Consider the following 10,859-nt stretch of genomic DNA (forward strand, 5'->3'; position numbering starts at 1 on the left):
CACGACACGAACCCGGGAAGACCGTGAAACGAGCCGAAACCCTCACCGAACACATCCGCCTGAAACAGCAGCGAGGATAAAGATCAAGCTGAGGAGATGATGCGGCCGAAGTCCATCATGTGGGGCTGTTGTGACCTCTTGACCACGCAGGCGCGCAGGTACTGCTCGACGGCGGTCCACGCAGGGAGGGTCGAGCCGGCGGCTGCGCGCTTGAGCGTGGCCTCGGACAGCGCGGTGAACTTGGCCAGTACGGCGTAGCTCACGTTGGATTTCGCTCGCTGCTCGCGGAGGAAGGTGGCGAGGTCAGCGAGTGCGGGAACGGAGCCCACCCTCCGACTCATAGCCCGTGGCCTCGGCCCCGGTTCGGCGGGGGAGGCTGGCGCAGGTGCGCGGGCCGCTCGGACTGCGCTCCAGCTCGGCGATGGTCTCGTCCTCGCCGTTGATCGCCCGCAGCGTGTGAGGCATCGCGCGGGCCGCGTCCGCGATGATGAACGCGTCCACTGCGTCGCCATCGTCCCGCCTGCCGGGTCACGGTCTGCTGCCTGCGCCGCCCCGTTGTGCCTGTCGTCCGCGGCCCGGCTGCGCTCTGCGTCACCGGCGCGCCTGGCGGCCGAGGTCCGGCTCCGCTTGACCAGCCGGGTCCGCGCCCCGGCCACCGCCAGCGGGCCGCCCTCCTCGGTGGCCCGGAAGTACGGTCTCACCTGCACCGGCAGTCCCGGATGCCGCAGCGGCCCGGCCGGCGCGATCGCCAGCGCCCGCAGTCCGCGTGGCCCGCCAGCAGCTCCGCCGCCAGCTCGTCGTCCGTCTGCGCGCTCACGCCCGAACCAGCCCTCTCACATCATGTGGTAGGAGTCCATGAAGGCCTCCCAGAAGTGCGTGCCGTCCCCGAACGGCACGTCGTCCCAGCGGTTCATGCCCTCCCGGACGAACTCCTCCGCGTCCGCCCAGTCGTAGGGCGTCGGCCGCTCCTCGGGCGAGGGCTTCTCCGCCTCGATCTTGTACAGCAGGTAGGAGAACGACGAGATGTCCCGGTGGATCAGCTCGTACTCATCGTCGGCGTCCGGGTCGCACACCCAGATCGTGCCGTCGTCGAGGTTGAGGTAGACGAAGCCGCTGTACAGCTCGCCCAGCTGCCTCAGCCGGCCGTGCTCCGTCTCGACCGACCACTCGGTCAGCGGCTTGGCGAACGCCCGGTCCGGGTTCTCCGGCCGCCGGTCGGCGAGCTCCTCCAGCATCCGGAACAACCCGTTGGAGAACGGCACCCCGACCTCGGTCACGAATTGTACGGCCTCCTCGTTCCCCGCCCAGAGCTCCGCGGCCACCTCGGGCCGGAACCTCAGCAGGTCACCGGGCGCCGCCTGCTCCACGAGCAGCGGCCAGTCAATCCCTACCAGCACCAGTCAGCCATCCTGTCGTTCCACCCCTACATGCCCTTGGGCTTCTTCGCCGCCTGCTTCGCCGCGTGGGCCCCTTGTCCTGCTCCGCGTCCTGCACCGACGACTGGCGGCGCGGCGCGGCAAATGGAACCGCGCTCGATGGACAGGGTGGCGCCCTGCGGCATCGGTCTGCTGCTCCTCACGCGAACCTCGGCCCACTGGTTCTAGGCGGAGGCGAAGAAGCTCGGCTTCGGCCCGCCCCATCTCATCTCACCAACCGTAATGCCGCACACCAGTGCCTCTTCCTCACGCTCCGCGGGCCGACGGAGCGCAGCGAAAGGTGCCTGAATCCATGGCGACCACCCAGATGAGCAGCCGGGCACGGACGTACGCGCTGTACACCGGTGCCCCCCGGCAGCTCGCGTGCGAGGTCGTCGCCGGCCTCCCCCGGCACGCCCCTCTCATCCCGGCCCCCGCCCATCACGAGCAACTCCTCCTCGAGTCAGAAGTGTTCTACTGGGTACTCGGCTCCCAGCGGAACTTCTTCGAGTTCCCCTTCGGTATCCAGTACGTGCAGCCCACCGCGGACGGCATCAGGCTCCACCTGGAGAGCAACGCAAGCCTGGACAGCCTGCTGCACGGCCTGCTGCCCGGCCGGGTGAGCGTGGGCACCGGCGACGACGAGATCCACGGCCTCAACGGGTGCCGGATCACAACAGGCCCGCGCCTTCATCGCCGATGCACATCTAGTGCTCCGAGACCGCGACACCCGCCACTACGAAGTCGTCACCGAAGGCGGAGCCGTCCTCGGCCACGTCGAGCCCGCGTACAAGGCCGGACGCCGCTCCGGCTGGCGCGGCTGGGCTGCGGGCTCCATCCCGTCATCCACCCTGTCCGTACAACCCACCCGCGACCAGGCCGGAGTCGAGGCCCTGCGCCAGTGGATCGCCCTAGCCACGGCCAAGCCCAGATCCCGCTGACCTGCGGGCCGTAGCCGCGACCAGCCCCTTCGAACCAGGCAGCTGCTGGCCGACGGCCACACCCGCGGCACCAGGCCCCGGTGCCGTCCGGCGCGAACGGCAGGCACCACTCACGACCTGACCGCGCCGGGCGGTGCCGGGGGAGCGGGGGTCCGGGGGCCGGCGAAGGCCAATGCAGTTGCTTTACTACCTGGATAGCTTGGGGTAGCCGGGGAGGGCGTGTGGAAGAGCCAGGTTTCCGTGTGCTGCTGACAGAGGCAGGTGACCGGAAGGTGGAGGTGGTCCGTACGATCCGGACGATCACCGGTCTCAGTCTCTGGAACAGCAAAGTCCTACTCGACAGCGCGCCGGTAGCGGTCACGGAACCCAACTGGCTCGAAGTCGCAGACGAGGCGGCCGGGGTCCTTGAGCGCGCGGGCGCCCGCGCGACGGTGGTGTGCGACTGGTGCGACCGCATCGTCACGCGGGGGGCTGGCCCCATCGACCCGGCCCCCTGCAAGGGGCCATGGCCTGCCGAGGCCTGCCGGGCAAGTTGCCCACCGGCCGCGCTTTGAGGGTCGGCCAGTTCAGGCGGCCTGGTGATTGTCTAGGGCGGTGACGGGTTCGGGGACGGCTTGAGCACGGGTCTCCCCGCCCGCCGGTTGGTTTTGGCCTTCTTGGTCTGATTGAGGACCCAGCGGCCCGGCTCGACCGTTCCCGGGGTATCGCCGAGGTAAGTACAAAAGGGGCCATGGGATGATCTTGAAGCCCTACCGCTTCCGTCGCGCAGCGGGGTCGTGCTCGGCAACGTGCTGGGCCACCGCATCGACGCCGGGGCGGGCATAGCGTTCCAGGGATCGTACGGAGGCGTGGCGAGAGCGGGCCAACAGCATCGGCGTTGAGGTGCCGTCCTCCGCGTCGTGTGTCAGGGCGCTGTGGCGGAGACGGTGGAGCGTCCAGCCTTCCAGCTCGTCGCAGGCCTCGGGTCTGGCGAGGGGACTGGCCAACAGCCGGGTGCTCTCCTCGAAGATCTCTTCCGCCCGGCGGTAGGACAGCCTCGCGCGCCCGGTCGTCGGGCAGACGTCCAGGGTCGGGGTGCGAGCGGGGGCTTTGCGGTCGGTGAGGAAGAGCGGGCCGCGGGTGCGGCCGGCGATGAGGCGGGGCAGGAGCTGAGCGGTGCCGGACTGCCAGTGAATCCACTCAACCGCACCGCCCTTGGAGACAACACGACCGCGCTTGTCGGCGGTGAACAGCTCCTCAACATTCAGGCACAAGATCTCGTCGGCTCTGGCCGCGCTCTCATAGAGGAGCTTCCAGAACGTCTTCTCCCGGACGGACGCGTCCAGCGCCCACAGGGCGGTGATCTGCGGCTTGGACAGTGCCTTCGTACGGTCCGGCGGCGCCGGGCGGCGCTCGATCCCGATCGTGGGGTCGGCTTCGATCCATCCCTGTGCCTGCCACCAGCCGATGGCTTTGCGCGCGATGGACAGTTCGCGGTTGACGGTGTCGGCGTCCATCTCGTCCGCTCGTGCTGCGGCGAGCTCGGCGAGCACCGGCGGCAGCGCGGGGTCGTCGACAGTGGTCAGGTCGAAGGGTGCGGGCTTCGCGCTCCGGCGGGCCGGGCCGGTTGGTGCCGGCTCCCCGCGGAGCATCCACCCCCAGGTGGTGAGCGAGATCCGGTAGATCCGCGCGGAGGACTTCGCGATGCCGGCCCCGGTGAGGTACCGCTCGACCGCCGCTTCGTACAACGGCGGCGGGGCAGACAGCGGCACGACCCGGGCGCGCGGCACCCGTAACGCGCCCCCAGTCCCCAGTGGCGCCGTCCGTTCGATCGCCACCCGTCTTCTCCCTCCGGATCTGCCGCAGTAAATGCGTACACCTCGCCCTGCTCGCCGGCGATCACGCCTGGTCGAACATTCGAGGCCACTGGCGGGGTACCGCGGAGACTGTATCGGCACTGCCGCAGTAAATCCGGCATTTACTGCGGCAGTTACATCGGAAGGCTGAAGGCCGGGCTCCTGGTTACTGGCGAGTCATATTGCGCTAGCGGTGGTACGAGACGTAAACCGCCATTACTTTGTAACTATCCATCAGCACTGGGAGGGGAAGTTGACGTTAGATTTGCTGCGTCGCGGGGCTGTCGAGGAGGACCTCGTCTTCTTTGCGATGCCGTACGAGGACAAGGAACTGCCGAACGGCCGCATCGAGAACTTCGATGACCTGTACGAAGGTCACTTCGAAGACTGGATCAGGAACTGGAACCTTCGTGCCGAGCGCGCCGACAAGGTGGCAGGCACTACGGAGAGCGCGCTGGATGTCGCCTGGTCCGGCATCGACCGAGCGGGGATCGTGGTTGTCGACCTGTCTGTCCCGTCGACCTCCGTGGCCATGGAGCTCGCGTGGGCGATGTGCCTGAGGAAGCGGCTCGTCGTGATCGCGCATAAGGGAGCCCTGGTCCCGAGCAACGTCCAGGGGCAGTTCCGCGTGGTGTGGTACGAGTGGACCATCAGGGGTCTGGCTGAGCTGCGGACCAGTCTGCGCGCCGAGATTGAGGCCCTGCGCCAGCACCGACGTGAGCCGGAGATGGATCTGCGACCCTACACTCCGGAAGATCGGCTGCGTGCCACAGCCAAGGTCGAGGAGGTCTTTGAGGACCACATCAGGGTTCGAGATCTGCACAATCCGCGACGTTGTGCAGAAATGTACAAGACCGACATGAGCTACAGGGACGTCATCCCGGAACACATGTCGCAGAAGTTCCGCATCGGTAAGCCGATCCCCGGCTTCTTCGTGTATCGAGACAATTCGCTGGTCTTCACCCAGCAAGAAGGCACGGATCCGTGGGATGAATGGGAGCAGACCTACCAACGAGGCCGCACGTTCACTGCACGCGTGTACGAGGTGAACAGTGCCGGCGTCTGGGTCGAGTTGTCCGGGGGCGGCCGTTCGCGGATGCCGAGCCATCAGGCGGCTGGGCTGAAGGAACACGATGAAGTGCCCGTCGTGATCAAGTGGGTCGACCGGGCACGGCAGAAAATCGACATCGCGCTCACGAACCAGCTGGCTGGTGTACCAGCTCCCGCCACCCCTCCCATGCCGCCTCCCTCGATGGATGGATACCCCTCGGTCGGGGAACGGCAGGGTGCCACCGTCATGGTCCCCAATGACGGATTCGTGCTCGTGAGGCTCGATGACTACCCGGACCTGCCAACGCTTGCCCTGTTGCACGCGAGGAAGATGTCGCAACCGCTCCGCGAGGAACTTGATGCCGGCCATCTGCAAGAAGGCAGGCGGGTTCTGGTCTGCATCGAGGAGGTCGGCCCCTCCCGCAAAAACCCCGGAAGGATTGACATCAGGGTGCGGGAGATCGAGGGAGAGCTACCGCCGGAGACCGAGGCGGCGGAGGGGCTGTCCGCATGATCCCTGCCCAGCACGGCCCCGACGTCCCGACAGAGCTTGACACAAGGCTGTGGAACGGCCGTGTCGGCTCGCAGGACTACAACACGGCCAGCGAAAAGTACCAGGCGGCCGTCCTGGAGCAGTACAAGCTCTACGTGGAAATGGCGGACCGGGTCAGCGCCCGCAGGAGTTTGACCAACACGTTCTTCCTGACGGTCAACGCTGCCCTACTGACGACGGCTGGTGCGGTCGGCGGCACCATTCTGAAGGGGGTGCCGACCTGGGGGCTGATCATATTTGCCTTGATCGCCGTCGGCCAATGCGGGGCCTGGTTGCTCCTCATCGCCTCCTACCGGCAGCTCAACTCAGCCAAGTACAAGGTAATCGGCGCGCTGGAACGTCGGCTCCCCGCCCGCGTGTACGACGCCGAGTGGTCAGAACTGGGTGACGGAAAGACGATCAAGCAGTACGTCCCGCTCACGCTGGTAGAGCTGTGGATTCCAGTCTTGTTCATGGTGTTCTACATCGCGGCAGGCGTCGCAGCCGTGAACCTGGCTTGATTGCCGTGGGCCGGGCTGCGGAGCACCCGGCCCAACAATCTGTACCATGCGACACGATATCGAACGTGTGGCCGTACGGGAGTCCTGGGAAGAGCAGGAAGATGAACACGCTGATGCGACGCGACCGACTCCGTATCCAGATGTCGGAAGACGTGCGGGCTGCTGCACGCGACATCATCGCAACGCACGGGGTAGATGCTCTGAGCCTTGCTGAGATCGCACGGAGAGTCCATGTCACCCCTGCCGCGCTCTACCGCCACTTCGATAATCTGACGGACATTGTCCGGCACACGGCTCGTGACATCGTCACGGATCTCGCGCGCGAGTTGCAGGACGCAGTCGATGCGGAACACGAAACCGACTTTGCGGCTCGCCTGATCGCCCCGTCGCGCGTATTTCGCCGATGGGCTCTCGCCCATCGCGAAGAATTCAACCTACTGTTCGGCACGCCGACGGCCGCGGCTGGAGACGCGCAGAAGGACATGAGCAACGAGTGGGTCCGCCAGCTCGCCGGAGTGTGGGGCCCTGTCTTCGTACAGCTTTGGGGTGCTCGGCCATATCCGATCCTGGTGGACAGCGAGCTCGATCCGCGTCTGCAAGAGCAGATGGCGGCGTACCGCAGCGCAACAGGGGTGGAGATGCCACTTGGCGCCCTTGTTGTCATGCTTTCCTGCTGGCGTTCGATCTACGGGGCGGTAGCGCTGGAGGTCTTCGAGCACTTCGCCCCCATGATCATCGACCAGGAGCCGATGTTTGAGCTGCTGATGCTGGAGTTGATGTCCACGATGGGGTTGGGGGCGGAGTACCGGCCCCCAACCGCACCGGCGTAGCGCCCTGCTAATCACCGTTTCAGGCGGCCTGGCCGAAGCCTGCCGGGGCCGAGTCCGGCTCGCGCAGCAGGGTGAAGTCGACGTCGAGCTTCGGGTCGTACGCCTCGGGCTGGATGCCGAGCTCATGCGTGCTGTACTCGCCGAACCGGTTGATGTGCTCGGTCAGGTACGGCGAGATGTGAGACAGGTCTTCCGGGTCGATCTCCCACCCTTCCTCCATGAGCTGGCGGACGATCTCCGCGATGTCCAGGGCGTTGTGAAAGATGATCGCGTTGGTGAGCAGAGCATTGAATTTCATCGCCTTCTCCTGCTCGACCGGGTCGTTGTCCGCGATGACGCCGCGGTTGCCGAAGCCGATCCACTGGGAGAACCGGTTGAACGACTCGGTCTTGTTCGTCGCCGTGGTCACCCGCCGGCGAAGCGCCGGATCGGAGAGGTAGCGCAGCAGCTGCACGGTGCGGATCACGCGGCCGACTTCGCGAAAGGCGGCGTAGGCGGCGTTCTTCTTGGAGCCGGAACGCAGCCGCTTGAGTAGCGTGGAGGAGGAGATCGCCCCCTCCCGTACGGAGACCGCGACCTTCATCAGGTGCCGGAACTGGGACTCGATCAGGTCGAAGTCGATGATGTTCTTGCCCGGCTCCCCGAACAAGGCGTCGATGTGCACGTACATGGTCTGCTTGCTGGGCCGGTAGAAGGTCAGGCCCTTCCAGTTCCTGATCCTGGGCATGAGATCGAAGCCCAGCAGGTGGGCGAGTGCGAACACCGGCTGGGACTGGCCCTGGGTATCCGCGTGCACCGTGGTCGGCTTCACCTCGGAGGTGTTGTCGCCTCCTCCCAAGCCACCCGCTTGGCGACGATCGGACGGATCACCTCGACATCGAGCCCGCGCGCCGCCTCCGTCGAGTACATCGGCCAGCCCTTGTACTCGTCGACGGCGACCAGGTGCTCCTGCGCGCCGAGCTCACCGGGGAGTTCCTCCAGGCTCTGCAAATCGGTGTCCGGGGCCGCCCGTTGAGGGGCGGCGTTCTGCTCGGTGGGGGTGGATTCGTGGCTTGGGCCGGGGGTCCGGGGGCCTTCGCCAGCCAATGCAGTTGCTTTACTACCTGGATAGCTTGGGGTAGCCGGGGAGGGCGTGTGGAAGAGCCAGGTTTCCGTGTGCTGCTGACAGAGGCAGGTGACCGGAAGGTGGAGGTGGTCCGTGCGATCCGGACGATCACCGGTCTCAGTCTCTGGAACAGCAAACTTCTACTCGACAGCGCGCCGGTAGCGGTCACGGAACCCAACTGGCTCGAAGTCGCAGACGAGGCGGCCGGGGTCCTTGAGCGCGCGGGCGCCCGCGCGACGGTGGTGTGCGACTGGTGCGACCGCATCGTCACGCGGGGGGCTGGCCCCATCGACCCGGCCCCGTGCAAGGGGCCATGGCCTGCCGAGGCCTGCCGGGCAAGTTGCCCACCGGCCGCGCTTTGAGGGTCGGCCAGTTCAGGCGGTCTGGTGATTGTCTAGGGCGGTGACGGGTTCGGGGACTGAGGCTGATCCTTTGGAGTGGACACCCTGACAATGGATCTTGATGGTCCAGGGAGGGATGTCCAGGTGGGACGTAGGTCTCCGTATCCGGAGGAGTTCAGGAAGGACGCTGTCGCGCTCTACCGTGCCGCTGCCGGGAAGCGGACGTACGCGTCGGTGGCGGCGGATCTCGGTATCACTGCGGAGTCGTTGCGGACGTGGGTCCGCAAGGAGGAAGCCCAGTCCGTGCCCGGCCGCCGCGACGCGGGCGGCAGCGAGGTGGAGGAGCTGGCCCGGTTGCGGACGGAGAACGCCCGGTTGCTCAAGGCCGAGAAGGAGTGGCACCTCGAGCGCGAGATTCTGCGCAGGGCAGCCGCGTATTTCGCCCGGGAGGTGAAGTGAGTTCCCGCCGCTGGGCCTTCATCTCCGACAACCGTGCCGACTTCGGCGTCAAGCGGATCTGCCGGGTGCTCGGAACGTCCCGCGCCGGCTACTACCGGCATCTGGCCACCGAGCAGGACCGTGCCGAGCGACGGGCCGTGGAGGCTCGGACCGTGGCCGAGATCCGTGCGATCCACTCCGAGCACGCCGGTGCCTACGGTGCCCCGCGCGTCCACGCCGAGCTCCGTGCCCGCGGACATGCGATCAACCGCAAGCGCGTCACGCGGCTGATGCGGGTCAACCACATCGTCGGCCGGCACGTGCGCAGGAAGAAGCGGACGACGATCGCGGACAGGACCGCGCCGCCCGTGCCGGACCTGGTGATGCGCGACTTCACCGCGGACACGCTGAACACCAAGTGGTGCGGTGACATCACCTACATACCCGTCGGTGCAACGTGGCTCTACCTCGCCACGGTGATCGACATCTACTCGAGGAAGATCGTGGGCTGGTCGATCGCGGACCACATGCGCACCTCGCTGGTCACCGACGCGATCGAGATGGCGGTTGCCGCGCGTGGCGGCCAGGTGAACGGCGTCGTTTTCCACACCGACAGAGGAGCCCAAGGCGGATTCAACCGGTCGTTGCAACACCTCGTCCTCGGAGGTGTTGATGGGCAGGCCAGCAGGGTGGATGGCGGCGTTGACCAGGCGGTCGCCGATGAAGTCGCCGGGTGCGCCGGCGCTTCGGCGGGAAGTAGAACGTCAGTTCTGGCGGGAGATCGCGAGGGGACTGCTCCCGGAGGAGGCGGCAGCTGCGGTCGGCGTATCCCAAGCGGCGGGGGGAAGATGGTTCCGCCACGGTGGCGGCATGCCACCAATGGATCTTGCCCCGCAGTCCGGCCGGTACCTGTCCTTCCACGAGCGTGAAGAGATCGCGATCCTAAAAGCGCAGGGCATCGGTGTCCGGGAGACCGCGCGACGTCTGGGCCGCGATCCGTCGACGGTGTCCCGGGAACTGCGGCGCAATGCCGCAACGCGTGGCGGCCGGCTCGACTACCGGGCTTCTGTCGCCCAGTGGAAGGCCGACCTGGTGGCCCGGCGCCCGAAGACAGCGAAACTGGCCGCGAACGACCGGTTGCGGGAATACGTGCAGGAAAGGCTTTCCGGCCAGGTCAGCCGCCCCGACGGGACGATGCTGGGGCCGCAGGGCCCGCAGTGGAAGGGCCGAAACAAGCCGCACCGTGGCGACCGCCGGTGGGTCATGGCGTGGAGTCCGGAGCAGATCACGAACCGGCTGAAGGTCGACTTCCCCGATGATGGGTCCATGCGGATCAGCCATGAGGCGATCTACCAGGCCCTGTTCATTGAGGGCCGTGGAGCGCTCAAGCGCGAGCTCGTCGCCTGCCTGCGCACCGGCAGGGCCCTTCGGGTGCCCCGTGCCCGGTCCAAACGGAAGGCGTGGGCTCACGTCACACCCGAGGTATTGATCAGTGAACGGTCGGCCGAGGCCGACGACCGGGCCGTCCCGGGGCACTGGGAGGGCGATCTTCTGATCGGACTGGAGCGATCGGCGATCGGCACGCTGGTCGAGCGCACCACCCGCTTCACGGTGCTCGTCCACCTGCCCCGCGAGGACGGCTACGGCACGGTTCCCCGGACCAAGAACGGGCCGCCGCTGGCCGGCTACGGGGCGGTGACGATGAAGAACGCGCTGACGGCGACGGTCGGCACCCTGCCCGAGCAATTGTGGAGATCACTGAGCATTTTCAGCGTTGACGCTCCAGGGTGAGGACGGCTGCGGCGATGGCCGTCATGCGGTTGGGGCTGCAGCGGGCTTTGCGGAAGATGC

11 protein-coding genes and 4 pseudogenes are annotated in these 10,859 nt (G+C 66.9%); 8 read left to right on the forward strand and 7 right to left on the reverse strand.

All coding sequences use genetic code 11. From position 1 onward, the window contains the following. Positions 1-83 precede the first annotated feature (83 nt). The 3 genes and pseudogenes from AB0469_RS40490 to AB0469_RS40500 all read right to left on the reverse strand — a co-directional run bounded on the left by AB0469_RS40490 (position 84) and on the right by AB0469_RS40500 (position 1,397). Positions 84-341: a helix-turn-helix domain-containing protein gene (locus AB0469_RS40490; RefSeq protein WP_366456622.1), complete on the reverse strand. Its 258-nt coding sequence runs from the start codon at positions 339-341 to the stop codon at positions 84-86. A gap of 70 nt (positions 342-411) precedes the next feature. Continuing rightward, positions 412-507: pseudogene (locus tag AB0469_RS40495) on the reverse strand (transposase); the annotation flags it as partial. A gap of 326 nt (positions 508-833) precedes the next feature. Next, positions 834-1,397, reverse strand: coding sequence for an SUKH-4 family immunity protein (locus AB0469_RS40500; protein ID WP_366456623.1), 564 nt, complete (start codon positions 1,395-1,397; stop codon positions 834-836). A gap of 728 nt (positions 1,398-2,125) precedes the next feature. Here AB0469_RS40500 and AB0469_RS40505 point away from each other — a divergent pair. Further along, positions 2,126-2,356 carry a hypothetical protein gene (locus tag AB0469_RS40505; protein ID WP_366456624.1) on the forward strand — a complete coding sequence of 77 codons (231 nt, stop codon included), beginning with the start codon at positions 2,126-2,128 and terminating at the stop codon, positions 2,354-2,356. A 242-nt stretch (positions 2,357-2,598) separates the two neighbouring features. Continuing rightward, entirely contained in the window at positions 2,599-2,910 is a 312-nt protein-coding gene (locus AB0469_RS40510) for a ribosomal protein L7/L12 (RefSeq protein WP_366456625.1), read from the forward strand. Between the two features lie 195 nt (positions 2,911-3,105). On the opposite strand, the gene AB0469_RS40515 is transcribed toward AB0469_RS40510, so the two are convergent. Beyond that, positions 3,106-4,173: a tyrosine-type recombinase/integrase gene (locus AB0469_RS40515; protein WP_366456626.1), complete on the reverse strand. Its 1,068-nt coding sequence runs from the start codon at positions 4,171-4,173 to the stop codon at positions 3,106-3,108. Between the two features lie 271 nt (positions 4,174-4,444). Between AB0469_RS40515 and AB0469_RS40520 the strand changes: the two genes are divergently transcribed. From AB0469_RS40520 to AB0469_RS40530, 3 genes are all read left to right on the forward strand, one after another. Beyond that, positions 4,445-5,755 (forward strand): hypothetical protein, encoded by a 1,311-nt coding sequence (locus AB0469_RS40520; RefSeq protein ID WP_366456627.1) that lies wholly within the window; start codon positions 4,445-4,447, stop codon positions 5,753-5,755. Further along, complete coding sequence (locus tag AB0469_RS40525) at positions 5,752-6,294, forward strand: hypothetical protein (protein ID WP_366456628.1); 543 nt, start codon at positions 5,752-5,754, stop codon at positions 6,292-6,294. Before AB0469_RS40520 ends, AB0469_RS40525 begins: the two co-directional genes overlap by 4 nt. A gap of 101 nt (positions 6,295-6,395) precedes the next feature. Next, positions 6,396-7,124: a TetR/AcrR family transcriptional regulator gene (locus AB0469_RS40530; protein WP_366456629.1), complete on the forward strand. Its 729-nt coding sequence runs from the start codon at positions 6,396-6,398 to the stop codon at positions 7,122-7,124. Positions 7,125-7,143: 19 nt separating this feature from the next. Here AB0469_RS40530 and AB0469_RS40535 read toward each other — a convergent pair whose 3' ends face one another. Both AB0469_RS40535 and AB0469_RS40540 read right to left on the reverse strand, forming a co-directional pair. After that, a complete protein-coding gene (locus AB0469_RS40535) occupies positions 7,144-7,935 on the reverse strand; it encodes a Tn3 family transposase (RefSeq protein ID WP_366456630.1) in 792 nt (263 codons plus the stop codon). Continuing rightward, on the reverse strand, positions 7,932-8,210 hold the full coding sequence (locus AB0469_RS40540; RefSeq protein ID WP_366456631.1) for a hypothetical protein: 279 nt from the start codon (positions 8,208-8,210) through the stop codon (positions 7,932-7,934). The genes AB0469_RS40535 and AB0469_RS40540 overlap by 4 nt, the downstream gene beginning before the upstream one ends. A 69-nt stretch (positions 8,211-8,279) precedes the next feature. Between AB0469_RS40540 and AB0469_RS40545 the strand changes: the two genes are divergently transcribed. The 3 genes and pseudogenes from AB0469_RS40545 to AB0469_RS40555 form a co-directional block, all read left to right on the forward strand. After that, complete coding sequence (locus AB0469_RS40545) at positions 8,280-8,591, forward strand: ribosomal protein L7/L12 (protein WP_366456632.1); 312 nt, start codon at positions 8,280-8,282, stop codon at positions 8,589-8,591. A 123-nt stretch (positions 8,592-8,714) separates the two neighbouring features. Beyond that, positions 8,715-9,634, forward strand: a pseudogene (locus tag AB0469_RS40550) (IS3 family transposase); the annotation flags it as partial. Positions 9,635-9,701: 67 nt separating this feature from the next. Next, positions 9,702-10,769, forward strand: a pseudogene (locus AB0469_RS40555) (IS30 family transposase); the annotation flags it as partial. 7 nt (positions 10,770-10,776) lie between these two features. Here AB0469_RS40555 and AB0469_RS40560 read toward each other — a convergent pair. Then, positions 10,777-10,859 (reverse strand): annotated as a pseudogene (locus tag AB0469_RS40560) (IS5/IS1182 family transposase); the annotation flags it as partial.

Origin of the sequence: Streptomyces sp. NPDC093801, from assembly GCF_040701585.1 — a bacterium.
Taxonomy (GTDB): domain Bacteria; phylum Actinomycetota; class Actinomycetes; order Streptomycetales; family Streptomycetaceae; genus Streptomyces.

Excerpts from the sequence above, each read along its gene's own strand:
- AB0469_RS40525 (WP_366456628.1), top strand. The coding sequence starts at position 5,752 with ATGATCCCTGCCCAGCACGGCCCCGACGTCCCGACAGAGCTTGACACA.
- AB0469_RS40490 (WP_366456622.1), bottom strand. The coding sequence starts at position 341 with ATGAGTCGGAGGGTGGGCTCCGTTCCCGCACTCGCTGACCTCGCCACC.
- AB0469_RS40530 (WP_366456629.1), top strand. The coding sequence starts at position 6,396 with ATGAACACGCTGATGCGACGCGACCGACTCCGTATCCAGATGTCGGAA.